This window comes from Streptomyces sp. CNH189 (assembly GCF_000527195.1).
On record NZ_AZUS01000036.1, the window covers coordinates 1 to 24,819 of the forward strand.

General features: G+C 70.9%; 18 protein-coding genes. 4 read left to right on the forward strand and 14 right to left on the reverse strand.

Annotated features, from left to right (window positions below; translation table 11 throughout):
• Window positions 1-327 precede the first annotated feature (327 nt).
• The 4 genes from B100_RS0132505 to B100_RS0132520 all read left to right on the forward strand — a co-directional run bounded on the left by B100_RS0132505 (window position 328) and on the right by B100_RS0132520 (window position 4,085).
• Window positions 328-996 carry a ScbR family autoregulator-binding transcription factor gene (locus tag B100_RS0132505; protein ID WP_024888518.1) on the forward strand — a complete coding sequence of 223 codons (669 nt, stop codon included), beginning with the start codon at window positions 328-330 and terminating at the stop codon, window positions 994-996.
• 339 nt (window positions 997-1,335) lie between these two features.
• Window positions 1,336-2,157: an AfsR/SARP family transcriptional regulator gene (locus tag B100_RS0132510; RefSeq protein WP_024888519.1), complete on the forward strand. Its 822-nt coding sequence runs from the start codon at window positions 1,336-1,338 to the stop codon at window positions 2,155-2,157.
• A 161-nt stretch (window positions 2,158-2,318) separates the two neighbouring features.
• The gene (locus tag B100_RS0132515) at window positions 2,319-3,041 is read left to right on the forward strand and encodes a hypothetical protein (protein WP_024888520.1); all 723 of its coding nucleotides are present in this window, start codon (window positions 2,319-2,321) and stop codon (window positions 3,039-3,041) included.
• Window positions 3,042-3,131: 90 nt separating this feature from the next.
• Entirely contained in the window at window positions 3,132-4,085 is a 954-nt protein-coding gene (locus B100_RS0132520) for an aromatase/cyclase (protein ID WP_024888521.1), read from the forward strand.
• A 143-nt stretch (window positions 4,086-4,228) separates the two neighbouring features.
• On the opposite strand, the gene B100_RS0132525 is transcribed toward B100_RS0132520, so the two are convergent.
• The 14 genes from B100_RS0132525 to B100_RS0132590 form a co-directional block, all read right to left on the reverse strand.
• Window positions 4,229-5,746 (reverse strand): MFS transporter, encoded by a 1,518-nt coding sequence (locus B100_RS0132525; protein WP_037723968.1) that lies wholly within the window; start codon window positions 5,744-5,746, stop codon window positions 4,229-4,231.
• 143 nt (window positions 5,747-5,889) lie between these two features.
• Window positions 5,890-7,443 (reverse strand): DUF6851 domain-containing protein, encoded by a 1,554-nt coding sequence (locus B100_RS0132530; protein WP_051490119.1) that lies wholly within the window; start codon window positions 7,441-7,443, stop codon window positions 5,890-5,892.
• A gap of 160 nt (window positions 7,444-7,603) precedes the next feature.
• Window positions 7,604-8,521 carry an aromatic prenyltransferase gene (locus B100_RS0132535; protein ID WP_024888524.1) on the reverse strand — a complete coding sequence of 306 codons (918 nt, stop codon included), beginning with the start codon at window positions 8,519-8,521 and terminating at the stop codon, window positions 7,604-7,606.
• A gap of 472 nt (window positions 8,522-8,993) precedes the next feature.
• Window positions 8,994-9,647 carry an undecaprenyl diphosphate synthase family protein gene (locus B100_RS0132540; protein ID WP_024888525.1) on the reverse strand — a complete coding sequence of 218 codons (654 nt, stop codon included), beginning with the start codon at window positions 9,645-9,647 and terminating at the stop codon, window positions 8,994-8,996.
• Window positions 9,648-9,861: 214 nt separating this feature from the next.
• Window positions 9,862-10,893 (reverse strand): methyltransferase, encoded by a 1,032-nt coding sequence (locus B100_RS0132545; protein WP_024888526.1) that lies wholly within the window; start codon window positions 10,891-10,893, stop codon window positions 9,862-9,864.
• Window positions 10,894-10,991: 98 nt separating this feature from the next.
• Entirely contained in the window at window positions 10,992-12,578 is a 1,587-nt protein-coding gene (locus tag B100_RS0132550; RefSeq protein WP_024888527.1) for a class I adenylate-forming enzyme family protein, read from the reverse strand.
• Between the two features lie 287 nt (window positions 12,579-12,865).
• A complete protein-coding gene (locus B100_RS0132555; RefSeq protein ID WP_024888528.1) occupies window positions 12,866-14,032 on the reverse strand; it encodes a DegT/DnrJ/EryC1/StrS family aminotransferase in 1,167 nt (388 codons plus the stop codon).
• A 5-nt stretch (window positions 14,033-14,037) separates the two neighbouring features.
• Entirely contained in the window at window positions 14,038-14,598 is a 561-nt protein-coding gene (locus B100_RS0132560; protein ID WP_024888529.1) for a cupin domain-containing protein, read from the reverse strand.
• On the reverse strand, window positions 14,595-15,620 hold the full coding sequence (locus B100_RS0132565) for a type III polyketide synthase (protein ID WP_024888530.1): 1,026 nt from the start codon (window positions 15,618-15,620) through the stop codon (window positions 14,595-14,597). Before B100_RS0132565 ends, B100_RS0132560 begins: the two co-directional genes overlap by 4 nt.
• 707 nt (window positions 15,621-16,327) lie before the next feature.
• Window positions 16,328-16,687 (reverse strand): DUF3099 domain-containing protein, encoded by a 360-nt coding sequence (locus B100_RS34995; RefSeq protein WP_024888531.1) that lies wholly within the window; start codon window positions 16,685-16,687, stop codon window positions 16,328-16,330.
• A gap of 252 nt (window positions 16,688-16,939) precedes the next feature.
• Entirely contained in the window at window positions 16,940-18,640 is a 1,701-nt protein-coding gene (qcrB, locus tag B100_RS0132575; RefSeq protein WP_024888532.1) for a cytochrome bc1 complex cytochrome b subunit, read from the reverse strand.
• A 411-nt stretch (window positions 18,641-19,051) separates the two neighbouring features.
• A complete protein-coding gene (locus B100_RS34645; RefSeq protein WP_024888533.1) occupies window positions 19,052-20,593 on the reverse strand; it encodes an FAD-dependent oxidoreductase in 1,542 nt (513 codons plus the stop codon).
• A 469-nt stretch (window positions 20,594-21,062) separates the two neighbouring features.
• Window positions 21,063-22,502 carry a nitrosuccinate lyase gene (locus tag B100_RS0132585; protein WP_024888534.1) on the reverse strand — a complete coding sequence of 480 codons (1,440 nt, stop codon included), beginning with the start codon at window positions 22,500-22,502 and terminating at the stop codon, window positions 21,063-21,065.
• Complete coding sequence (locus B100_RS0132590) at window positions 22,499-24,556, reverse strand: FAD/NAD(P)-binding protein (protein ID WP_486585760.1); 2,058 nt, start codon at window positions 24,554-24,556, stop codon at window positions 22,499-22,501. Before B100_RS0132590 ends, B100_RS0132585 begins: the two co-directional genes overlap by 4 nt.
• Window positions 24,557-24,819: the final 263 nt, after the last annotated feature.

The window sequence follows — 24,819 nt, forward strand, 5'->3', positions numbered from 1 at the left end:
GCCGCGGCCGAAAACGGCTCCGCCGCGGGCGGCAAGGCCAAGGAGTCCATCCAGGTCGTCGACGTCGCCCAGCTGCTGCTGGAGTCCGTCAAGACCTCCGCCGCGGACGACGAACCTCCCGCGGGCACGACGGACGCGCACAGCACGCCCGAACCGGAACCGGTCAAGTAACACGGGACACCGCCGGAGGGGCCGTCCGACCGGACGGCCCCTCCGGCATGATCCGGCAAAGTTTTCCCCGGCTATGTATAAACCGTCTACGCGGTTTGTTATTCTGGGGAGGCTTCAGCGTCGGCATTCGGCGTCGCGTTGTCCGGGAGGCGGCACATGGTCAAACAGGCGCGGGCCGCGCGCACGCGGCGTTCGCTGATACGGGCAGCGGCCGAGGTGTTCGCCGAGGTGGGCTTCGTGCCCGCGTCCCTGGGCACCATCAGCGAACGGGCCGGTGTCAGCAATGGGGCACTGCACTTCCACTTCGCCAACAAGAGCATGCTCGCCGAGGCGGTCGAGGCGGAGGCCGCCGAGAGCATCCGCCGGATCACCGAGGCGGCACAGGCCCGTCAGGGGGACCCGCTCCAGGCGGTCGTGGACGCCTCGCACGAGCTGATGAGTGCCCTCGCCCAGGACGTCATGGTCCGCGGCGGCTTCGAACTCGCCGGTGACATCGCGCGCCGTGTGAGGTCCCCGCTGCGGGAGGAGTGGCAGCGCTGGGTCGAGGACGGCCTCCGCCGGGCCGAGCGCGGCGGAGTGCTCGCCGAGGGGGTCTCCTGGGCCGACGCCGCCCGTGTCGTCGTGGCCGCGACCGTGGGCCTGGAAGTGCTCGGCGCCAAGGACGCCTCCTGGCTGTCCCACCAGAACATGACCCGGTTCTGGGAGCTGCTGCTGCCACGGTTCGCCGACCGGCGGCACCTGAGGACACTGGTGTGCTCCGGCACACAGCCGCGAACGGCCGTCCCCGCACCGGCGCGCGCACGGCCCACGCACCCCGATCCGTAGGGGCCCGGGTCCTCACGGACAGGGCCGGAGCCCGATGCTCACCGGGACCGACCCCGTGCGGCCCCGCTCTCGGCAGAAGGCTCCGGCAGAAGCCGGAAGTGCCCCGGGGCGAGACGCCCGGACCGGGGAACGCTCCCTGCACGGCCCGCTTCTCCCGGCCGGGACCCGGGGCGCTCGCCCCCGCGTTTCTCCCGGACCCGCCCTCCCCGTTCCCCGTCCTTCGAGGATTGCTCGAATGCCACTGAAGAAACCGGTGCCTCCGACCGGGGTACGGCTAGCGTGCAGCATCGCCGACGACTTTCCGCCATCGGCGGTGCCCGACGACGAACGGAGGGAACCATGGAGATCCAGGTCTTGGGTCCGTTGTCCGCAGTCGTGAACGGAGACTCGATCGTCCCGACCGCGGGGAAACCCAGACAGATCCTTGCTCTGCTCGCGTTATATCCAAGCCGTGTCGTGTCCGTCTCGACGCTGATGGAGGAGATCTGGGGAACGGCACTGCCGCAGAGCGCGATGACCACGCTGCAGACGTACATCATGCAGCTGCGCCGCTACCTCGGTACGGCGATGGGACCCGGCGCGCCGGGCGCGGCGAAGGACGTTCTGGCCACCCGGCACGGCGGCTACGTGTTGCAGATCCCGCCGGAGTCCGCGGACGTGTACACCTATGAGCGCCTGGTCGCCGAGGGTAAGGAGGCCTTCGAGAAGGGCGAGGACGAGAGGGCCGCCCGCTGCTTCCGGCAGGCTCTCGCCCTGTGGCAGGGGCCCGCGCTGGTGGACGTGCGACTCGGTTCGGTCCTGAGTATCGAGGTCACGCGGCTGGAGGAGTCCCGGCTGATGACCATCGAGCGGCGGATCGACGCGGATCTGCGGCTCGGCCGGCACGCGGAACTGATCGCCGAACTCACCGACCTGATCGCCCGTCACCCCCAGCACGAGGGCCTGCACGCCCAGGCGATGGTGGCCCTGTACCGGTCCGGACGGCAGGCGTCCGCCCTGGACGTGTACCGGAAGCTGCGGACGGGACTGATCGAGGAGATCGGAGTGGAACCCTCGCCGCAGTTGCAGCGCCTGCACCAGGCCATGCTCGCCGTCGATCCCGAACTCGACGTGGTGGCCGGTCCGCGCCGCGGCTCCACCTTCGACCGGTACGCGGCCTAGGCCCGTCCGGCGGATCCTGCCCAGGCATCCGTTGCCGTACCGGAGTCCTGCGGCGGCCCGGAATCCCGGCCGCGGCCCTCCGTCTGCGGCGCGGTTCACGGCTGTCTGTGAATCTTGAGGTCTGCCCCGTGACATCGGGCGTGTGCGTGAGGGAGGACGGCATGGCGGACCAAGAGCCGGTGCGACTGCACTGCTTCGCACACTCCGGTGAGGACCTCTCCGTCCTCGACGACTGGGCGGCGATCGCCGGCCCCGGTGTGCGGCCGCCCCCGGTCCCCCCGCCGGGCCGCACAAGGCGGCGGACCGAAACCCCGACAACCGCGTACCGGGTCCTGCTCGCCGACGTCCTGCCGCAGCTCACCGCCCCGCACCCCGGCCCGTACGCGCTGCACGGGCACGGACCCGGTGCGATGGTGACGCTCGCCGCGGCCCGTGCCCTGCATGAGGCCCGCCTGCCCGGTCCGGCGCTGCTCGCCGTCGGCGCCTGTCCCTCGCCGCGCCCGCCCCTCGGACCGCCCGGGGCCCGTCGTCCGCCGGACCCGGCGACGCCGCCCGCTGGGGACGGAAGGGACCGGGGCCGTGCCGCCCTCCCGGTGTCCCGCCGCCGACGTGCAACTGGCCCGCGCCTGCAGGAATCGGTCCGCAGGCCCTCCCCGGTCGGCCCGCTGACCGTTCAGGTGCTGGTCGCCGCCTCGCGGGAGAATCCCCCGGCTCGGCCCGCGACAACCGCCGGCCGGCGCCACTGGACCACGGGGCCGGTGCGGTCGCGCACCGGCCCAGGGCGTCACTTCTTCGTACGGGGTGGTCGCGAACTGCCCCGGCTCCTGGGCCAGGCCTGCCGCATCGCCCGCAGGCTGGTCCGGGGGCCGGCGCCCGTCGGCTGATCCGTCGTCGGCCATCGGATCCGGGTCCCCGTTCTGCCGTCCGGACCCGGTCCGCGTCCCGGACGGCGCGCTGTGAAGAGAGGTGTTCAGATGTCTGGTGAGCATGTGGGCAGAGCGAGGCACCGCATGCACGTGGAGGCGCCCGCCGGCGTGGTCTACGCGGTGCTCGCCGATGCGGTCAGGCTGCCGCTCTGTTTCTCCGCGAGCGTCCACGTGGAGCGCCTGGAGCTCGACAGCGAGCGGGAGCGCCTGCGGGTGTGGTCCCTCCTGGACGGACGGCTGAGGTCGTGGACCGCGTCGCGGCGCCTGGACCCGGTGGAGCGCCGCATCGAGTTCTGGCAGGAGCGCTCCACGTCTCTGCTGCAATCCATCACCGGCGCGTTGAGCGTACGCGACCACGGGCCGCGCGAGGCCGAGCTCGAGCTGCAGTACGGCTTCAGCACCTCCGGCGATCTTCCCGACGAGGTGGCGTGGGCGGCGTGGTGCGCCGATCTGAACCTTCGCACGCAGCTCACCGACCTGAAGCGGTTCGCCGAACAGTGGACGCGCCTGGACGAACTGGCGCTTTCCTTCGAGGACTCGGTGCGCATCCACGGCCCGGCCGAGCTGGCCTACGATTTCTTGTACCGGGCGGGGGACTGGGCCGGGACGGTGCCGCACATCGTGCGGGCCGGTCTCACCGAGGACGCACCCGGGGTGCAGCGCGTGACGTTGGAGACGCTGACCGGGCGCCGCTCGCAGACCACCGAGTCGGTGCGGATCTGCTTCCCGCACGCGGGCCGCATCGTCTACAAGCGGACCGTGGTCCCCGACCTGCTGTCGGCGCACACCGGCGAGTGGTCCGTCGTCCCGGACGAGACGGGGGTGACCGTCACGGGGAGGCAGAGCGTCGTGCTGCGCGAGGAGGACATCGCCGCGGTGCTCGGCGAGAGCGCCGGCCTCGCACAGGCCCGCCAGTACGTGCGGGCGGCACTCGGCTCGGAGTGCCTGTCCCTGCTCGCCCTGGCCAAGCAGCACGCCGAGAGCGCCGTGCGCATGCTGTGACGTCCGGTCCGGTGCGGTGCCTTCGCACGGCGCGGTCGAAGGGCGACGACGGCGGGCCTTTGGTACGGCCGGTGACGTCCGGGACGAGCCCGGGCGTCACCGGCCGCACGGACCTGACCGATGGGTACGGGGGTGACCCGGGGTCAGGAGTGTGTTGTCTCCGGCTGCTCGGCGGGGCTGCCGGCGAGCGTGTCCTCGGACTCCGGCAGGGGACCGCCGCGCAGCAGCAGGGCGCTGACGACGGCGCCGGCGGCGAAGATGGCGGTGCACCACCAGAACACCGTGGTGTATCCCTCGATCGACGCCGAGGAGAGCTGCTCCGGTGTCGGCTGCCCCTGCACATTGCTCTTCAGCCAGTCGGTGGTGGCGGTGGCGGCGATCGTGTTGAGCAGGGCGACGCCGATCGCACCGCCGATCTGCTGGCCGGTGTTGACGCACGCCGAGGCGATGCCCGCGTCCTCGGGGGCCACGCCGGAGGTACCGGTGCGCAGCACCGCGGCGAAGATGAGACCCATGCCGAGACCGGCCACCATGGTCGGACCGAGCAGGTGCGTCGCGTAGCCGGAGTCCGGACCGATCCGGGTCAGCCAGGCCATGGCGGCCGCGGTGAGCAGCAGGCCGGCGGTGACCAGCGGCCTGGGGCCGGTCTTCGGCATCAGCTTCACGCCGCCCACGTTGGCGCCCACACCGGTGAGCACGATCAGCGGCAGCAGCGAGACACCCGAGACGATGGCCGAGTAATCCAGGTCGGTCTGCATGTAGTAGATGAGGAACAGCATGACGCCGAACACGCCGGTTCCCACGAACAGCACGGCGAGGTAGGCGCCGCCGCGGTTGCGGTCCAGGACGATCCGGGGCGGCAGCAGCGGCTGCGCGGCGCGCGTCTGCCAGAACGCGAACACGGCCAGCAGCACACCGCCGAGGGCGAGGAAGCCCCACGTCCCGGGGGTGCTCCAGCTGTCGTCCGCGGCGTTGGAGAAGCCGTAGACCAGGGAGAACATGCCGCCTGTTCCCAGCAGCACACCGGGGAGGTCCATCCGCGCGCCGGTCCTGGGCTGCTTGTGCAGCAGCGCGATGCCGCCGACGAACGCCACCCCGGCGAAGAGCAGGTTGACGTACATGCACCAGCGCCAGCTCAGGCCGTCGGTCAGCACACCGCCGATGATCAGGCCCAGACCCGTACCGCTGGCCGCGACCGCACTGTAGGCGCCGAAGGCCTTGGCCTTCTCCTTCGGGTCGGTGAAGGTGGTGGTCAGCAGGGCCAGGCAGGCCGGTGCCAGCATCGCGGCGAAGACGCCCTGGCAGGCGCGGGCCGTCACCAGCATCCCGAAGCTGTTCGCGGCACCGCCGACGGCGGAGGCGATCGCGAAGCCGGTCAGCCCGATGAGGAAGGTCTCCTTGCGGCCGAACAGGTCGGACAGCCGTCCGAAGAACAGCAGCAGGCCTCCGAACGGCAGCGCGTAGGCGGTCACGATCCACTGCCGGTCCGCGTCCGTGAACTCCAGCGCCTCCTGCGCCGACGGCAGGGCGAGGTTCATCACCGTCAAGTCGAGGCCGACCATGAGGTAGGCGGTGCAGACGACGGCGAGGATCAGCCACCGCTTCGGGTCCGCGGCCGCCCCCGAGCTGGGCCCGGCAGCAGGGGCTGCGCTTGTTGCCATGATCATCTCCTGGTTCACGTTGTGTCGAGTGGGCTGAGGCCTCATCTCCTAAGACGGTTGTGCGGGCCGGTCTGTGACATGGTCTCGGCCCGCCGGCGCCGTGCGGCGGCGGGCGTGTGCCGGTGCCCGCCGCCGCAGCCAGATCAGCTGACCTCGCCCTTGATGTGCCGCTGCAGGAACTGGTGGGCCCGGTCGCCGAACTGCGCGCCCCACTCGATGGACCTGTCGACCGTCGTCTGGAAGTGCACGCCGCCCCACACCCGGCTGTCCGCGCAGTCCCGGGTGAACCTGGTCCAGGTGTCCCAGTGCAGCTCGGTGTCCTTCGCCGGCACGAGCCCCGGCTCCGTCAGTCCGGAGCCGGCGGGGAAGGAGTACGTCCAGTCCAGGACGTCGTCGCCGAGGAAGCGCCGCGCCGCCTGCGCCTCCGCGGAGCAGAGCGTGGTGGAACCGGAGATGTACTCCGGGTGGTCACCGACGGGCAGGTAGGACGACCACTCGTTGGCGGGCATGTCATGGACTGTGCCCTTGCCGACGCCGCCCCAGGCGCTGATCTTCTTGCGGCCGTACACGTGGTGGACCGCGGTGAAGGGCCGCACGGAGTTGAACTTGGTCTTCCAGTGCCAGGCGGCGATCAGGTCGTCGAGCCGGGCCAGGGCGGTGACCGCGTACAGGTGGCACCAGCCGTCCAGGTCCAGGTCGTGGCTGAGGGCCGCGGCGCTCGGCGCCAGGGCGATGCCCGCCAGCTTGTTGTCGAACCACTCGGCCATCAGCTTCTTCTCGTCGGTGAGCGTGGCCGACGCCTCGAGGATCTGGTCCACCGACTGCTTGTACTTGCGGACGTTGGTGTGGGTGGAGTGGTCGGGCACGGGAACCGTGAACTGCCCCGGGTTCCGGTAGGTGTAGGGCTTGACCAGGGCCAACTGCGGGGTGACGAACGCCTGGATGACCCAGATGCCCTTGTCGCCCGGGCCCCCGCCGACGCGGCGCTGGTGGGGATGGAGCGCCGGCTGCCACTTCGAGGGGTTGACCAGCTTGTAGGGGGAGTTCACGGGCTGGTAGCCGGTGTAGTCCTCGTAGGGCTTGCCGTGGTACTTGCGGCCCACGTTGCCCAGGTGGTTCATGCCGTCGTTCGCGCGGGCACGGACGACGGCCTTGCCGGCTATGTTGCCGATGCCGATCGGAGTGGTCGGGTCCTCCGACCGGTCGTCGGGGTCCAGGCCGGCCGCGGTGAACCCGGCCCGCATGACCGGCACCCGCTCCTCGAACACGCCCTCCAGCACCCGCAGCGCGGCGTACAGACCGGCGATGTTCTTGTTCCGGTTGGTGGCGGCCTCGCCGGCGGGGCGACGGGCGATCCGGGAGTGGATGCCGACCGCGGTCGGGTGGTAGGGCGCCAGCGCGTCGAACCACGACAGCTGGAACAGGCTGGTGATCCAGATGTAGACGGACGCGTCCATGGGGCCGATCACGCCTTCCTCGGGGAAGACGCCACCGGCTCTGGTGATGATCAGGTCCCGGATGAAGTTGCCGTTGTCGAAGTCGAAGTCGACAGTCGGCGGCTCATCCGCGGCGCCGGCGGCGGCGGCCGTTCCGGTGCTCCCCAGCGTGGCCAGGGCCGCGGCCGAGGCACTGCCGATCAGCAGCGACCTGCGCCGCGGTGAGAAGTCTGAGACAGAGGAGCGCTCGGACGTCGTCATGGATGGTGTCCCTTCTTCAAGAAGAGATCTGCGGCCCGGAACGAGATCCGGTGGCAGACCGCGCCCGAAGGCGTTGACGGTGGTGCGGGTGCTGCGGCGTCGAGCGTTCCGTACGTTTTCGTCCAGGTTCTTCGGCGCCGCCGGGAAAGTGCAGCGCCTGTTATCCCTGTTCTTTGTGAATCTCCATCTGTCGAATGGGTTCGTACCCGGCCGGAAGCTGGTAGTAAGAACAGACCTCGAGGAATTCCTTGTCCTGCGTCCACTTGACGGCGAAAAGGTTCATTCGCTCGCCGTCGTAGGCTCGCGGAGCGCGTGTCACGAAGTCTTCGAGGTGCGGTCCCGTGGGAATCGGAACCGTCGACAGGTTCAGGCCGGCGCCTGGAGGAGGGGCAAAGGCGACCCGCAGGATCTTTGGAGAGTCCCAGCTGAGAGTGATGTTGGCCCTGAATGAATTGGAGGCAAAATCCAGCATTCGCTCGTTCGGCTCCGTCATCCCGATGTCGCCGAGCATCGACCGGATGGCACTCGGCCGGGGACGGCCCTCCGCGGTGAACTGGAAGTACAGGCTCACCGTCTTGTTCTTGTAGTTGACCCCGACCATCACCACGTTCTCCAGGCCGTAGCGGGTGAAGAGGCCGACGTTCTCGGCCACCGCGCGCGGCATGGACGGGATGTCGGCGATCTCCGACACCTTCTGCAGGTCGCGGGGGAAGTGTGCGTACAGCTTCCGGAAGCCGCCGACGACTCCGCAGTCGGCGAAGTGCTCGGTGACGGCGCAGCGCTCCCGGATGTCCGAGAGCAGGGCGGCGACGGGGTGGTCGGTCTCGGTGACGAAGCCGTGCGCCAGCGCGTGGGCGTACGGGTCGTCGATCCTCGGAGGGACCGCGAGGCCGTAATCGAGCTCACCCGCGTGGTTCTCGCCGGCCTGGGCGCTGAAGACGACCCCGCCCTCGGCGAAACCGCTCCGGTACTCGGTCAGGATGGGCCAGATCTTCTCACGCGAACAGGGCGCGCCCACCAGTCGGGCCGTTTCCTCGATGGCCGAGCAGAGTTCTTCCGCGTCGGTTTCCCCGGACACCTGTCCTCCAAGCAGTAAACGTCAGGAATGGCTTCCACTGAAAATGCCGCCGCCCGCTCTCGATGACGAGCGGTCCCGGCGAACCAGCGGATATTCGCCGTGTTCCCCGAGTGGGGCATGTCCGGGCCCACCGGCCTCGATGGCGCCTTTGCGAGCAGGTCCCCGTTTCGTGGAAAACAGTGCGACCGGCCCTGCAATACCAAACCGATTGGCCCGTATTCTTGCCCGCAATAGCTGGCGAGCGCAAGGCCGATCGGTGCCGTCGGTGCCCTGCTCCAGTGGCCTTCAAGTGAGATGAGATTCGTACTGGACGGTGCTCTGAAGAGCGGGGAAAAGAGGGGGATCACCGGGGACGGGCGCTGGGCGCTCCCGGCGCTCCCGGCGCTCCGCCCTCCGGACACCCGGACATCCGGACGCGCTCGGGTCCTGCCGGCAGGCCGGCAGGACCCGAGGACCGCGGACCGGTGGCGGCTCACACCGGGTAGAGGCCGTAGCGCCGGTCCCGTTCCCGCAGATCCTCGAGGGCGACGTCGAAGTCGGCCCGCGTCATGTCGTTCAGCAGGGTGGGGCAGAAGTACATCTCGGCGAACGGCGACATCAGCGGGTAGAAGGACGACATGCGCACGTGCCCACCGGGACGGATGAGGAAGTCGACCGGTTCGGGGACGTAGGCGTTGGCGGCCAGGAGCTCCTCGGTCAGGGCCGGGATCTTCCCGTTGAACTTGTTGAAGATGCCGATCACCTCGTGAGCGAGGGACATGCCCATGATGAAGTGCAGGGTGAAGTCCGACTGACTGTCGGACTTGGCCCGCAGCGCCTCCAGCTCCGTCAGCCAGCGCTCGGGCACGACCTCGAGCGTTCCGGAGTAGTTGAAGTTGAGGGTGTCGTGACAGCGTCGCACCACCTCGGTGAACGCGTTCATGGCCGTGGTCACCTGCTCCTCGGAGCGGCTGTAGTTCGCGACGGAGGAGACCGTGACGTAGAAGGTCGTGAAACCCTCCTCCCTGGCCCAGCCCGTGAACTCGACGAGCTTGTCCGTCATTGCCGCGTAACTGTCGTCGAGGGAGATGCCCTGTTTCTGGGACCAGCGGCGCATTCCGTCCGGCAGCAGCATCAAGTTGGTCACCGTGATCTCCTCTGGTTACGTGATCTGTCGTTCGGAGCTGTCCGAGCGGGCGCCGGCGCGCATGGAAAGAGAGGGCGCAGCTCTCCCGGGGCCCGGCGGGCGGGCCGTGCAGGCAGGAGTTCTGCGCCCCCGGCGGTGCCCTGCCGGCCGCGTCGGCACCGCCTCACGCGGCGGCGGTCACCAAGGGTTCTCGCAACGGTCCGGACCCGGTCGGTCACGCGACCTTCGTCGCGCTCAGGATGGCTTGGACGGGGATGACGTCCGGCGGGACCTCGGCGGCGTTCTTGGTGATCGCCTTCGTCACCTTGAACCCGCACTCCTCCAGCCAGCCCTGATAGACCGACAGCTTCTGCGGGCCGCCCTGTCCCATGGTGCATCCGATGAAGAAGGCCGGGAAGAAGTCGACGTTGTAGTTGTCGGTCTCCTTGATGTTCTCCGGGTACACCGGCACCAGGATGTTCACCTGCCCGCCGACCTCGAGCGACTTGTTGACGCCCTTCAGGATTCTGAGCACGTCGTCCTTGTCGAACATGTCCAGGAAGTGCTTGATCAGCACAACGTCGAACCCCTTGGGGATCTCGTCGAAAACGTTGCCGCCGACGAAGGAGAGGTGCTCCTCCAGGCCCTCGGCCCTGAAGTTCGCCAGGCACTCCGCTTCCTTCTCCGGCAGGTCGAAGGTGGTCACCCGGAGGCCGGGGGACGGCTTGTGCCGGTAGGTGTGGATTGCTCCGAGGCCGGTGTTGCCGGCGAGGTCGAGCACCCGGGCGCCGGAGGGAATGTCGATGTTGCCGAAGAACCAGGGGTCGATGTTGGCGGTGACGGTGTTCATCAACTTGAGCCAGGCGTCGTTCAGGTCCTGGTGGTCGGCCACGGCGTCGTACAGGGTGCCCTCGGCGCCGTACAGCTCCTTCAGGCCGACGATCGTGCCGGTGCGCGCGCTCTCGGTGAGGTAGAAGAGCTGCCGCAGCGCCGTGACCTTGATCAGGTTCATGTACGCGAGCGCCCGCTTCAGGTCGTTCTCGGCGACACCTGCCAGCGCGTCGAGACGGTAGCCGCCGGACTCCTCGTCATGGGCGACGAAGCCCTCCTTGACCATCAGGAAGAGGAGCTGCTCCACGGCATCCGGCTTGGCCCCGGTGGCCTCACCCAGTTCCACCGCGGTCAGGCCCGGGGTCTCGCGGAGCCGGTCGACGATGCCGAGCTCGAAGCAGGACAGCAGGCTCATGAACCGCGAGGGTCCCACCATGTACTCGCGGAATCGGGCAAGCGTGGCTTCCGGTGTCAAGGTAATGGTCCCTTTCGAATCGGTTGGTTCCACCGCCGGGGCGGTGGGCTGGTCACGGGTCACGCCCGTTCCTCGAGCTGCTCCTGGAACCGGCGGGCCAGCGCGAGCCGCTGCACCTTCAGCGTGGCGGTCCTGGGCAGTTCGGCCTGCGGTATCTGGACCGGATCGGCCAGCTGAGGGAAGTCGGCGACCGCCGCGCGCCAGCGGTCCCGGTCCAGCGGCTCGTCGTCGACGGTGCAGATCACCGGGACCGGCTCGGAGTTCGGACCCTGCACCACGACCAGCTCGCTCAGTTCGCTCAGCTTGCCCAGCACCACGTCCTCGACCTCCAGGGAGCTGCGCACCCCGGAGATCATGTCGACCTCCCGGTCGAGCATGTGCAGGCAGCCGAACCTGGTGCGGTAGCCGACGTCGCCGGTGCGCCACCAGTCGCCCTTGCGGTTGGAGTCGTACCGTTCCTGCTCGGCGAAGTAGGTCTTCGCCAGCCCGTCCCAGGCGACCTCGATGAAACCCGGGTTCTGCTCGGACGGGGGGTTGCCGTCCCGGCTCACCACGCGGACCCTCGCGGCACCCTTCGGCATGGCCCAGCCGACGCAGCGTCCGTTCGCCTTGTGGGCGGAACCGCGGAAGTAGGCGCGGCCGACGGCCGGGCCGACCTCGCTCTGCCCGTAGATCTGGAAGAACAGGGCCCCCCGCCGGTTGGAGGCGTCGAGCAGCCGGCTCATCGTCTTGGGGTGGATCGCGTCGAACGTGCTGCTGAAGACCTTCACCGACCCAAAAGGCATGCGCGGGTCCTCGGCGAGGTGCTCCAAGTCCATCAGCAAGTTGGGAAGCGCCTCGACGAGCACGGGCCGGTGCTCGATGAACTGCTCGGCGACGCCGGCGGGGTCAGACTCCTTCAGAAGCAGGACCGGGAACTCCTTGAGGAGCGCCAGCGACATCGCCGCGACCATCCGCGAGTGCACGAAGGGGACGTGGATCGCGACGGTCTCCTTCTTCCGCATCAGGGAGAGAAGCCGCCACTGCGGCAGGAGCCGGAGGCCCTGGGTGCGGGGCGTGTGCACCACGAGTTTGGGGATGCCGGTGGTGCCGGAGGTGTGGGTGATCACGGCGGCTGCGTCGATCGGCCGGACCACGGGCTTGACCCGCGGCGCATCGGCGAGCCCGGCGAGTGAGACCGCTCCCGGCCGGTCGCCGTTCACGGTGATCACCCGCGCGGTGAGGTCCGCGAGCGGGACCTCGGCCAGCTTGTCCAGCTTGTGCACATCGGTGAGTAGGTTCGGCCGGCCCACCCTCTGGATCAGGGCGCCGACGGTCCCGGCGTCCAGGGCGGGCGAGAGCATCACCACGACTGCCCCGATGCGGGACGCCGCGGCGGCGAGCATCCAGATGTCGGCGTTGTGCGTCTTGTGGATCACCACGTGCTCGTCGGGGCGGACACCGGCCGCCCACAGGCGGCCCGCGAGGTCGTCCACGTGGCCGGCGTACCGGGACACCGTCAGGCGCCGTCCCGCCTCGGGCAGGACGTCCAGGTCGTGGTCCAGGGTGATCGGCGTCGACCCGTTGACGGCCGCGGCCATTTCTGGCAACAGGCCGATGTGCAGACCGCGCTTCTGTATCGATTTGTAGGCTATGGAGCCCTTCATGGGACTGTCTCCTTCAGGCACGCTGCGAGGTCAACGGCGCACTGTGCGGGGGGCCGTGCGGGGCCGGTCGGTGCCATCGGGCCGGGTGGGCCCCGGGGCCGATGCTGCCCGTCCGGAGCTCACGGCGCCCCGGCGGCCGGCGCGATGGCGGCGGAAACCGTCCCGGGAGTGCCGAGAGCGTATGGGCACCATCTCAAGCACCGCTCGACTCCCGGCCGAGCCGAGCCGGGCGGCGGTCCCAAGAGCTCCGGCCGTTCCGCGGAACGGCCGGAGCCCCCGGGACCGGGTCACGCGCCCTGTGCGACGCGCCGGCCGGAGGACGTGTGGGTGCGCAGCACGGCGCGGAGGGTCTCGGCGACTCGTTCGACCTGGTTCGCGCTCAGTTCGGCGTGCATGGGTATGGCGAGGTTGCGGCGGAAGAGGTCCGCCGAGACCGGGCACGTCTGCTTCGTCTCGAACACGGGCTGGACGTGCGTCGCCCAGGTGCCGTGCCCGCAGCCGATGCCCTGGGCGCGCAGGTCCGTGGCGACCGCGCCGCGGTCCACGGCGTGATCCAGGGTCACCATGTAGGACTGCCAGGCGTGCGTGCGGTCCTCGGGCACCTGTGGGAGCGTGAGGAGTTCCTCGTCGGCCAGCAGTTCGGCGTAGCGCGCTGCGACGGCCCGGCGGCGCTCCAGCAGCTCGCCGATCCGGCCGATCTGCACCTGCAGGATCGCCGCGGCGATGTCGGACAGCTTGAAGTTGTAGCCGATCTCGGTGAACTCCGGGATCGGCAGGCCGACGACCTGCGCCTGGTCGAAGATGCTTCCGATGCCGAAGGACGACCGCAGCCTCGCGTCCGCCCCGACCGCCGGGTCGGTGGCGATCAGCGCACCGCCCTCACCGCTCGTGGCCCCCTTGCGCCCGTGGAAGGACAGACAGGCCACCTCGGCCAGCGCTCCCGCCTCACGCCCCTGGTACGTCGCGCCGACCGCGCAGGCGGCGTCCTCGACGACGAACAGCCCGTGACGGTCGGCGATCGCCTGCAGGGGCGCGTAGTCCGCAGGCATACCGAGCGTGTCGACCGCGATCACGCCGACGGTCCGCGGGCCGACCAGGTCCGCCACCGCCTGCGGGTCCACGGTGCCGGTGTCGGCACGCACGTCGGCGAAGACCGGCGTCGCACCGACGTAGCGCACCGCGTGGGCGGGCGCCGGGAAGGTGTAGTCGGCGACGATCACCTCGTCGCCCGGTTTGACGCCGAGCGCGAGCATGGCCAGGTGCAGCGCGGCACCGCAGTTGCTCACCATGACCGCGTCACCGGCGCCGTAACGCTGCTTCAGCTGGGCTTCCAGCGCCTTGCCCCTCGGACCCTGACCGGCCGGCCAGCCCGAGGCGAACACCTCTGCGACTGCCGCCAGTTCCTGCTCGCCCAGGCTCGCGTGAACCAGGGGGACCGTGTTCGTGCTGCTCATCTCCGTCACGCTCCGCACTCCGAGGTCGACGACTGGGAAGGAAGAAGAGTGGGGGGTTCGTAGCGGAGCGGGGTGATCTGGCTGACGTCGTAGCGCTGACGCATCTGCTCCACCGCCTCGGGGTCCACCGCTCCGCCGGCCGCCCAGATCTCCGCGATCTCCTCGAAGTAGTACTCGTGGTAGGGCGACGGGTAGCACTGGAACAGCATGCGCGCCGGCGCGTCCGAGGCGTTCCTGAACGCGTGCGGGACTCCCGAGGGGACGAACATGCAGGCGCCCTCGGCCGCCCGGACGGCCTTGTCGCCGTCCGGGGACTCCCAGTCGTGCCAGGAGTCCCCGGTGCGCCTGGTCGGTTCGAACGCCAGGAGCTGCAGCTCCCCCTCCAAGACGTAGAAGAACTCCTGCGAGTCCTTGTGGGTGTGCGCCCCGACGTCGAACCCGGGCGGCACGACCACCTCGAAGATCGATACCGAGGAGCCCTGCGCCTTGGTGGCCTTGAAGGTCACCTCCTGCGCCTTCGTGATCAGCTTCCGTCCGTGGCCGGGCGGCACGATGAGGCCAGTCATACGCTCTTGTCCATCTCTGCAGGTGTCTCGACGTTCCAACGGCCCAGCGCCATCTCGGCGGTGATTCCGGGGCCGAACCCCGCGATCAGGCCGGTGGCGTCGGGCTTCGGGGTGTCCTCTTCGAAGAGCCTGCGCGCGGCCTCGAGCACCACGGCGCTGGCGATGTTCCCGTACTCGGTCAGGGTCGCCCAGCTGTGACGGAACACCTGGCGGTCGACGTCGAGGAACTTGGCGAGGTCGTCCAGGATTCGCGGACCGCCGGCGTGGATGATGTAGAAGTCGAGGTTGCCGACGTCCCAGCTGTGGTCCTTGGCGAACTCCCGCAGCACCGGGGCCAGCGGTTCCATCGTCCCGGGCACCCGGCGGTCCAACTGGAAGTGGAAGCCCGTGTCGCGCACGGAGTAGGAGATCCAGTCCTCCGTGTTCGGGATGAGGTAGGAGGCGTTGCGCTCCAGTTCTATGCCGACGCCCCCGTTACCCCGCACCACGGCGGCCGCGACCGCGTCGCCGAAGAGTCCGTCGGACAGCAGCGAGCCGATGTCGTCCGCGTCGGGCTGGTAGCACAGCGAGCACAGCTCGCACGACACGATCAGGACGTTGCTGCCGGGGTGGGCCATGCAGAAGTCGTGGGCCCGGTTGATCGCCGCCCCGCCCGCCGCGCACCCCAGCTGTGCGATGGGTATCTGACGGGTCCCGGACGGGAACCCGAGCGTGTTGATCAGCCATGCGGTCAGCGACGGCATCAGGAAGCCGGTGCACGACACATAGATGATCGCGTCGATGTCACGTGCCGTCACGTCGGCGTTCTTCAGGGCCTGTTCGACGACCTCGGGGGTGCGCTTCTTGGACTCGACCTCGTAGATGCGGTTACGTTCCGTCAGGCCCGGGTGCGTCAACGTCTTCTCGATGGGCTGGACGATGTGCCGCTTCTTCACCCCCGTGTTCCGGATCAGCCGCAGCGCCAGAGGAAGCTGAGGCTTTCCACCGTGGACTCTTTCGGCGAATTCCAGAGTCTCTTCCATCGTGATGACGTATTCCGGAGCACTCACCGCGGGCTTGCACAGCCTAGGCATGTCTGGGGTCTACTTTCTCTAGGTCTGCCTTCTATACGTGAAGGGCCTTTCGCGCACTCCCGGTGCTGCCCGGCCGGACGACAGCGGGGCCGGCCGCACGCGCGGCCGCGGCGCTTCGCGCTCGGTTTTCCAAGGCCTTCGGGGAACACCCGCGGGCGTCACGGCGCAGGGGACCGGAGTGCGCGGTTCGGTTCGTTTGCCGGTCCGGCCATGAGGGCCCGGCTGCCCCGGAACCGGCCGTTGCGGCCGGTTGGCGCGCCCGTCGGCCGTCGGCGGCGCCGGGCGCGGGGCCCGGTGTCAACTCCCGTGCCGTCACGGGTTCGGTTCCCACGCCGTCACGGGCGGTCGGATGAACCCCGTGGAGAGAAGGCCTGGATCGGAGAGGGGTGAAGAACGCCGCTCGAAGTCCTGCGAGTATTCGGACGGTTCCGTCCGGACGGGGCGTCACATGCCCGGCGTGAACTCGGCCTCGCCCGCACGCCGGTGGGCGCGGTACTTGATCCGCCGCCGAGGCACAGATTTTGGGCAGGGGAGGCTTGCTGAAATAGTGACACGGGTCGTTCACCGCGCCAAGGGCGGCTTGAAGTGAGGTAAGTCACGCGGGTTGGCGGTGTGCGTGCACGGCCGGGTGAGCCGCCTTGTGGCGAACTGCCCCGTCAGCCCGTCGTGTTGCCTTCCGGCGGCAGGATCAGGGTGGGTTCGAGGACGACGCGGGCAGCGGGTTCCTCGGGCGCATTCGCGAGCGCGTGCCGCACCCCCCGCTGCTGGCGCCATCCGGCCTGGGCGACCACCACGGCGACGTACGGGATGAGGACGGCGCCGACCAGGGCGCAGACCGCGAGGGCGGGCCAGCGGCTCCAGGTGAGGGCCATCAGGACCACGCAGCCGGTGCGCACCAGCATGGCCGCGAGGTAACGGCGCTGGCGGCCGCGCAGGTCCTGGGTCAGGCCGGCGCGTGCCCCGGTGATGGACTCGGCCCGGGGTTCGTCCCGGTGCCGCCATGGGGTTCTGCTCATCGGGCCTCCGTGGACACCGGCGGGTGCGCCGGACGACGGGAAGGGGAACGGGACCCCGGCGCCTCGAGGGGGATCCCGCGCGGTGCGGGTGTTCTCCTGCTCTGCGGGCCGCGCGCACCGGGGCGCTCGGCCGAGTCGTCGTCGTGCGGTCGGCCGTCCTCGCGGACGGTGGGACGACGACGGCGCGGGTGACCGTCCCTGATCACCCGCGCCGCCGTCACCGGTCCTGCCCCTTCGTCGTGGGCCGCCGGGTCAGTTCAGTTCCTGGTCCGGCTCTCGCTGCGGGACAGGGCGCTGTCCCGCCGGCTCCAGGTGGCCGTTGGGCGTGTGACCGCCGTGCTCCCAGGCCTGCTCCAGTTCCTGCAGCGTCGGCTTCGTGACCTGCTCGCCGTACAGCCAGTGGCTGAGCTTGTGGCGCAGCACCTGCTTGCGTCCCTGCGGGTTGGGCACGCCGTCGTGCTCCTTCGCGGGTGCCGGCAGCGGCTTGTAGTCCTCCCTGGCCAGCAGCTTGTACTCGTGGCCGCGGTCGATGCGCTCGTGCACCTCGACGAACTCGCCGTGCGGCAGCCTCTTGATCCTTCCGGTCTCGCGGCCGTGCAGCAGCTTGTCCCGCTCCCGCCGCTGCAGACCCAGGCAGATCCGCTTGGTGATCACGTACGTCAGTGCCGGGATCAGGAAGATTCCGATCCGCACCGTCCAGGTGATGGCGTTCAGGGACAGGTGGAAGCGCTCGGCCAGGATGTCGTTGGCACCACCGAAGAACAGCACCAGGTACAGGGCGACGAACGCGCAGCCGAAGGCGGTCCTTGTGGGATGGTCGCGCGGTCGGTCGAGGAGGTGGTGCTCGCGCTTGTCCCCGGTGACCCACGCCTCCAGGAACGGCCACAGGGCGATCACGGCCATCATCAGCGTGGGCAGGATGACGGCGGGGATCAGGATGCCGAGGCTGAGGGTGTAGCCGCCCGGCAGGACGACCTCCCAGGAGGGCATGGCCCGCAGGGCGCCCTCGAGGAAGCCCATGTACCAGTCCGGCTGTGATCCCTGGGAGATCTGGTCGGAACGGAAGGGGCCGTACTTCCACACGGGGTTGATCTGGGCGATGCCCGCCATCAGCGCGAGCACACCGGTGACCAGGAAGAAGAAGCCGCCGGCCTTGGCCGCGTAGTTCGGCAGGAAGGGCTCGCCGACGACGTTCTTCTCGGTGCGGCCCGGGCCCCGGAACTGGGTGTGCTTGTGGTAGAAGACCAGGATCAGGTGCACCGTGAGCAGGCCGAGGATGAGGCCCGGGATCAGCAGGATGTGCAGGGGGTAGAGCCGGGGCACGATCTCGGTTCCGGGGAACTCGCCGCCGAACAGCAGCATGTGCGCGTACGTGCCGACCACCGGGATGGCGAGCGTGATGCCCGCGGCGATGCGCATGCCGGTGCCGGAGAGCAGGTCGTCGGGGAGCGAGTACCCGAGGAAGCCCTCCAGGATGACCAGGACGAGCATCACGAAGCCGATCAGCCAGTTCAGCTCACGCGGCTTACGGAACGACCCGGTGAGGAAGTGCCGCAGCGTGTGCAGGCAGAGCGCGCCGATCATGACCAGGGCTGACCAGTGGTGCAGCTGGCGGATGAACAGGCCGCCGCGCACCTCGAAACTGATCTCCATGGTGGAGGCGAAGGCCTCCGACATCATAATGCCCTGCATCGGCTCGTACGGGCCGTCGTAGACGACCTCGGCCATGCTCGGATCGAAGAACAGGGTGAGCCAGATCCCGGTGAGGATCAGGATGACGAAGCTGTAGAGCGCGATCTCCCCGAACATGAAGGACCAGTGCTCGGGAAACACCTTGCGGACCAGGAACCGGAAGTGGTAGATCCCGAGCCGCCCGTCCACCCAGTCGGCGACGCGTTCACCCTTCGGCGTCTCGGCCCGTGTGCCCTGCGGCGCCGTTTCGGTCGTGCTCATACCCGTGCGCCCTCCCCTCGCCGCTCGGCTGTCACAGGCACACCCGGCCCGGCCGGCACGCGGCCGGGGGTCCAGGTGGCCTGCCGCGGCGCTAGCGGGCCCGTGCCCTGGAGCAGCTGGAACGTTATCGACGCGCGCTGTGACCGGACAACCGGCCTTGAGTCGGAACCCGGTCGGAACTCAAGTGTTTCTCTAGTGAGTTGCGAGTTCCGGGGGTGCATATCGGCTGCCGTCGTCAGCAACGGACCATGGTAGACACGCCCGTTACTTGAGCACAGCATCTGTTTTCGGTCTAACTCCGTCTGTATGAAGGCTAGTTGATTGATTCTCCTCATACGGAAGAGCGTAGGGCCGTGTCGGCGGAGGCTTGCAGCCGGGTACGGCGTGCCGTGCGGTCCCCGGGCACGGTGCTCACGGTCTGCGCCGGTCGTGGGAGGGCGCCGAGGCCGGCCACTGCGGCACGGCGTCCGCGGTGGTCATGGGCGGGGGAGCGGAGCCGGGGAGGGCGCCGGCGGCGGGGGCGTCCTGGGCGGCGGAGCGGCGAGGACGCGCGTTCGGGCCGTGGGTGGTGCTGGGCGGCGCCGCCGCGGCCGGGCCGCGCGGGCCCCGGAGCACGGCCCGCAGCACACCCGGCCGCACCGCGACGGCGGGCGGGGCAGCCGCCTGCCGCAGTTCCAGGAGCAGCCTCGCCGCCCGCGGATCGGTGGTCGAGGCCGCCGCGACCCGGGCGGCGTACCGCCTGCCGAGCCGGGCGCGTGCTCCGGCCGGCGACCCGTCGGCCGCGCGAAGACCGCGGATGCTCGTCCGCCAGGCGGGGGCCAACTGGTGGGCGAGGGCCCGGCGCAGCCGGTAGGAGAGGCCGACCGTGGTGCCGTGGGCGGCGAGCATGTGGTCGAGGAGGAGGGCGGACTGCACCGCTGTTGTCATGCCCTGGCCGTGAGCCGGGTCGAGGGCGGCGAAAGCGTCGCCGACCACGAGGAACTGGTCCGGCCAGCGGCGCATCCTCTCGTAGTGGCGCCACCGGTTCCCGGTGCGGTCGCAGCCGTAGACCGGTCCGAGGGGCGTGGCGGTCTCGAGCACCTCGCGCAGTAACGGGTGGCGCAGGGCGCCCGCGGCGCGCAGCAGCCCGGCGTGGTCGGCGGGCGGGCGTTCGCCGGCTCCCGCGGACAGCGTGACCGACCAGCGGCCGCCCTCGACGGGGTTGAGCACGCCCTGGGACGGATCGTCGGCGGAGGCCATGAACCACAGGCTCTTCCAGTCGGCGACATGGCCGACGGGCGGGGCGAACACGGAGGTGGCGTGTGTGGTCCTGGTCTCGGTCACCGTTTCCGCGGGCGGCTCGTAGCCGAGCTCGGCGAGCCATTGGGGCGCACGCGAGCCGCGTCCGGTGGCGTCCACCACGAAGTCGGCGGAGAGCAGACGCGGGGCGCCCCACTCGCCGGGCGCCTTCCGGTCCCGGCCGCGCACCCACACGCCGGTGACGGTGTCGTGGCGGCCGGGCAGCAGGGAGGCGGCCTCGTGTCCCTGCAGGAAGGTCACTTTGGGGTCGGCCCGCAGCCGGTCACGCACCACCGCGTCGATCAGGTCACGGCTCGCGCTCAGCATCGACAGGCCGGAGTCGAACCGGGGCAGCCAGCCGCCCGGGCCGAGCAGCAGCATGTCCTCGGGCATGCGGACGCGCACCGCTCCTGCTTCGGCCAGGTCCCGGCCGATGCCGGGGAACAACCGCTCCAGGTCCCGCTGGGCGGCCGTCGTGAGACTGTGGGTGTGCCGCGCCTGGGGCACGCCCCGGCGCCGGGACGGTCCGCGGGGCACCCAGTCGCGCTCGAGTACGGTGACCCGGTCCATGAAGTTGGCCAGGGCCCGCGCCGCGGTGAGCCCGGCGATGCCCGAGCCGATGACCACGGCGTGCCCGTGGCCGTCACACTCGTTGATGACACCTGCTTCGGGCATCAACTCGCCTCCCCTCCGCGTGGGTTGTGGTTGCATCATGCGGTGCGCGGCCGCCCGCGCGACAGGATTCGACCGGTTGGGCGTGACGGGGTCGAGCGGTTGTCGAGGGGAACACGAGGAGATCTCGAGGAAGGCTCGAGCGGCGGGAACCCCGGACGGCGGCGACTCGGCGGAACCGGCCCGCCGGCCGGTGGCGGGCCGGTGGGCGCCACGACGTCACGCGTCCCCTTGGCCGGGGAGGTGCGGCCGGTGCCCGGGCGGGCCCGGCGCCGCCTCGTGGAACGGCACGCGACCACGGTGACCGAGAGGGCCGGAGGCCGCCGCCGGGGCGTCGCGGCGGCGGACGGCCCCGCACGCGTGTGCGTCCTAGGCGGGAAGGACCCGGGCACGGCGGGACGACGACCGGGCGGGGCCGGACCCCCGCCACGGCGGTGTCTCTCGCGCGTCGGCCGTCCGTCGGCCGCCTCCGTCACGGCACCGCGCTGTGCGGGTACGCTGGCCCGGCGAGCGCCCGGTCGACCAGGGGACCAGCGAGGCCGGTGTAGCCGAGCGGGTCGAGCAGCGCGGCCGCCTCGTCCCGGCTCAGCACGCCGGCGAGCTGCGGCAGTTCGGCCAGCACGTCCGCCAGCGGCCGACCGGTCCGGGCGGCGAGCGCCGACGCCCGGGCCATCAGTTCCCTGGCCGCCGTCCTGCCCAGGCGCGGCGCCAGGACGGCCGAGACCCGTTCGGAGACGAGTTGCCCACCGGTCGCCTCGAGGTTGGCGCGCATCCGCTCCGGGTGGACGGTGAGTCCCTGCGTGAGTTCGACGGCCGTGTGCGCGGCTCCGCCGGTGAGCCGCAGGCACTCGCGCAGCGGCTGCCACTCGGCGTGCCACATTCCGGCCGAGCGCTCGTCCTCGGCCGGCAGGCTCTGGAACAGCACGGTGGCCAGGGCGGGCACCTGGAGGGCGGCGGAGCGGATCAGGGTGGCGAGCACGGGGTTGCGTTTGTGCGGCATCGCCGACGAGGCACCCCGCCCGGCGACCGCGGGCTCGGCCACTTCGCCGACCTCGGTACGGGTGAGGACCAGCACGTCCGCGGCGATCTTGCCGAGGGCCCCGGCCGTGTGGGCGAGAGCAGCCCCCAGGTCGGCGACGGGCGTGCGCAGGGCGTGCCAGGGCAGTACCGGGGTGGTCAGCCCGGTCTCGGCGGCGAAGGCGGCGCCAAGTTCGTCGAGTACGGCCGTGGGGCCGGAGTCCTCGCCCGCGTACTGCAGATAACCGGCCAGGGTTCCGGCCGCGCCGCCGAGCGCCACCGGAAGCCCTCCGTGGGCGACTCTCTCGAGGCGGTCGGCCGCATCCAGGACCAGGTTGCGCCACCCGGCCGCCTTGAGCCCGAAGGTCGTAGGAACGGCGTGCAGCGCGAGGGTGCGGCCCGCCATCACGGTGTCCCGGTGATCGGCCGCGAGACCGGCCAGGGCGTCGGCCACGGCCCGCAGGTCCGCAAGGATCAGGCGCAGCGCGCGTGCGGCCACCAGCATCGCGCCGGTGTCGAGGACGTCCTGGCTGGTGGAACCGCGGTGCACGTACTCGGCGGCCTCCGGGGAGCGTTCCGCTACCACCGCGGTCAGCGCCTTGACCAGACCCACGACAGGGTTGGCGGTCTCCCGCGCGGCGAGCGCCAGCTCGCGCATGTCCAGCAGGTCGGCGCGGGCGGCGGCCGTGATGGCCTCGGCCGCGTGTGCGGGCACCGTGCCGCAGCGGGCCTGGGCGCGGGCCAAGGCCGCCTCCGCGTCGAGCATCGCCTGCAGCCAGGCGCCGTCGCCCACGGCCGACTCGACGGGGGTGCCCGCCCGGACCGGTGAGAGCAGCCCGGTGTCCAGGTGGTCGGGCAGGGGTGTGCTCCGCCGGGGCTCTTGCAGCGAGGTCATGCGTCCGCCTTCGTGCTCGGGGGTGTGGTCGTCGGGGCGGTGGCGAGGCCAGTCGCACGGGCGCGCGGTCGCCGTGGCAAGGCCGCCGCCGCGGGCACGGCGAGGACGGCCGCCGCGATGGCGTCGGAGTCCTCGAGAGTGACGGAACCGACGCCGGGCCTGATGCCTGCGGCGGTCACCCAGTGCACGGACTCGGTCGGCACCCCGTAGGCGAAGCGCCGGGGATGCGGTACGTCCCGGGCGTCGATCAGGTGGTAGGGCCGTTCCGACACGGCGAGGCCCCCCGTCTCGTGGTCCTCGCCGCCGGTGCCCGCCGCCGCGCGGGGAATGCGGTGAGGACGGCACTGTCCGGTCCGCAGCAGATGGTTCATCAGCGGGTCCGCGGTGCGCCGCAGGTCGATCTCGGGCAGGCGGGCCTCGATGAGGACCGCGGCCCGCACCCGCACGCCGGGTATCTTGCTCGACGTACCGGTGAAGCAGGGACCGAGCGGATCGTGCGCGTCCGCGGTGACGCGCAGGCCCGGACCGGTCACGTCGAGGACGCCCGCGTCCATGAGCGCGGCCATCTCCTCGATGCGGGACACCGGCGGGCCTATGGACAGGTAGGCGTTGAGCGGTGTGTACCAGTGGTCGAGGTCGTCCCGGTGGGAGGCGGCGGTCAGGCCGGCGTGGTCGACGGCGAGCCGCACCTCGTTGCGCAGGTCCCTCAGGACGTCGAGCGCGGCCTTGACCGGTCCGCTCACGTTGCCCTGGCGGGCCAGCCGGACGTCCTCGTCGAGGTGGTCGCGCAGCCAGCTGCGGAAGGCGGCCGGGTCGCCGAGGGCGCGGGCGCCGTAGGGGCGGGCGACGCGCTCCCAGTCCCAGTGCTCGGCCGGGCCGATCCCGGCCTCGCCGAGGAGCCGGTCCTCCTCCCGGCCCGGCTCGGCGCGCAGGAACCGCTCGGTGAACTCCTCGCCGACCGAGGCGGGTTCGCCGCGTGCGGTGAGCAGGGTGGCGTAGTAGACGCCGCGCACCTCCTTGGAGATCAGCGGCCACAGGTCGGCGGCGAAGTCGATGGCCGCGCCGCGCGGCTCCCGGTCACGCAGCGCCGCGACGTACCCGGCGGTGAGGAGCCGGGGGAAGTATCGGCCGTGGGGGCCCTTCTCGTTCTCGCCGCGCGCCTGGTAGGGCACACCGCGCCGGGACCCCGCGTACAGGCGTGGCTCGCGGCCCGAGGGCCGGTAGACCAGGCGACCGTCGACACGGGTGAAGACGCCTCCCCGGCCGTGGGTGAACAGCGCCATGTAGTCGAAGAAGTTGAGCCCGAGTCCACGCAGCAGCACGCTCTGGCCGGGCCGGACGCCCGACAGGTCTACGTCGGCCGGGTTGGCGGGGGCCACGTACGTCAGCCCGTGCCGGGCGGCGAAGCGGGCCAGCTCCCGCTCCCCGGCGGTGGGCCGGACCGGTACGTGGCCCTGGGCGAGGACGACCGCGGACAGACCGGTCAGCCGGGTGCCGTCCTCCAGGATGACGGTCTGGGGTCCCGCGTGGCCCGATGCCGGGTCGGCGTCCTCGAGGGCCACGGCCCGTACGCGATGCGTGTGCACCGTCACGTGGGCGGCGGCGTCCTCGACGACGCGTCGGAACGCCCATGTCAGGTAGCAGCCGTAGAGGGCGCGTGTGGGATAGGAGTCGGGGCCCAGAGCGCCCGCCTCGGCGAGGACCTCGTCACCGGCGGCCTCCGGGGCGGCGCCGAGCGTGCCCGCCTCCACGGCCTTGGCCCACAGGTACAGGCTCGGCCCCTCCTCCAGCGGGCCGTCGATGCGGACGCTGGCGTCGGTGTAGACCGTCACCTGGGAGGCGACCGTGTTCATCAGCAGGTGCCGGGACTGCGCAGGGCGCCACACCCGTCCCGAGCCCGGCGGGTCCGGGTCGACGACGTGCACGGTGACGGTGTGCCGGCGGGGTGACTTGCGTTCCTGTGCGCAGAGCCGCTCCAGTACGGAAAGGCCCCGGGGACCGGCCCCGACGATGCACACCTCGAGGGGTGCATCGGTGCCGCCTCCGGCAGACAGGGCGGGTGCGCGGGTGCTCGCGGGTCCGGGGGGAGAGGGGTCGTTCGGGGGAAACTGAGCGGCCGCCGTGACGAGCGGCCCTGCGGGGAGTCCGGCGCTTCCTGCGCGGCCTCCTCCGTGCGTACCGTCCACAGTGCCTCCTTCCTGGGCCACCGTCGGCGCAGGGGCTCAATCAGGACTCGCTTCCGGGTGGAAGTCGGCTGGAGGGGACGAGCGCTCGGGCGGGGAGGGCCGGCTCCGGAAGCCGATCACCGCGGGCGCGG

Bases quoted from the DNA above. Each gene is read 5' to 3' on its own strand.
- B100_RS0132530 (WP_051490119.1), bottom strand. From the start codon at position 7,443: ATGACGACGTCCGAGCGCTCCTCTGTCTCAGACTTCTCACCGCGGCGC.
- B100_RS0132520 (WP_024888521.1), top strand. From the start codon at position 3,132: ATGTCTGGTGAGCATGTGGGCAGAGCGAGGCACCGCATGCACGTGGAG.
- B100_RS0132525 (WP_037723968.1), bottom strand. From the start codon at position 5,746: ATGGCAACAAGCGCAGCCCCTGCTGCCGGGCCCAGCTCGGGGGCGGCC.
- B100_RS0132565 (WP_024888530.1), bottom strand. From the start codon at position 15,620: ATGGAAGAGACTCTGGAATTCGCCGAAAGAGTCCACGGTGGAAAGCCT.
- B100_RS0132560 (WP_024888529.1), bottom strand. From the start codon at position 14,598: ATGACTGGCCTCATCGTGCCGCCCGGCCACGGACGGAAGCTGATCACG.
- B100_RS0132585 (WP_024888534.1), bottom strand. From the start codon at position 22,502: ATGACCTCGCTGCAAGAGCCCCGGCGGAGCACACCCCTGCCCGACCAC.
- B100_RS34995 (WP_024888531.1), bottom strand. From the start codon at position 16,687: ATGAGCAGAACCCCATGGCGGCACCGGGACGAACCCCGGGCCGAGTCC.
- B100_RS34645 (WP_024888533.1), bottom strand. From the start codon at position 20,593: ATGCCCGAAGCAGGTGTCATCAACGAGTGTGACGGCCACGGGCACGCC.
- B100_RS0132550 (WP_024888527.1), bottom strand. From the start codon at position 12,578: ATGAAGGGCTCCATAGCCTACAAATCGATACAGAAGCGCGGTCTGCAC.
- B100_RS0132510 (WP_024888519.1), top strand. From the start codon at position 1,336: ATGGAGATCCAGGTCTTGGGTCCGTTGTCCGCAGTCGTGAACGGAGAC.
- B100_RS0132555 (WP_024888528.1), bottom strand. From the start codon at position 14,032: ATGAGCAGCACGAACACGGTCCCCCTGGTTCACGCGAGCCTGGGCGAG.
- B100_RS0132505 (WP_024888518.1), top strand. From the start codon at position 328: ATGGTCAAACAGGCGCGGGCCGCGCGCACGCGGCGTTCGCTGATACGG.
- B100_RS0132515 (WP_024888520.1), top strand. From the start codon at position 2,319: ATGGCGGACCAAGAGCCGGTGCGACTGCACTGCTTCGCACACTCCGGT.
- qcrB (WP_024888532.1), bottom strand. From the start codon at position 18,640: ATGAGCACGACCGAAACGGCGCCGCAGGGCACACGGGCCGAGACGCCG.
- B100_RS0132545 (WP_024888526.1), bottom strand. From the start codon at position 10,893: ATGGTGGGACCCTCGCGGTTCATGAGCCTGCTGTCCTGCTTCGAGCTC.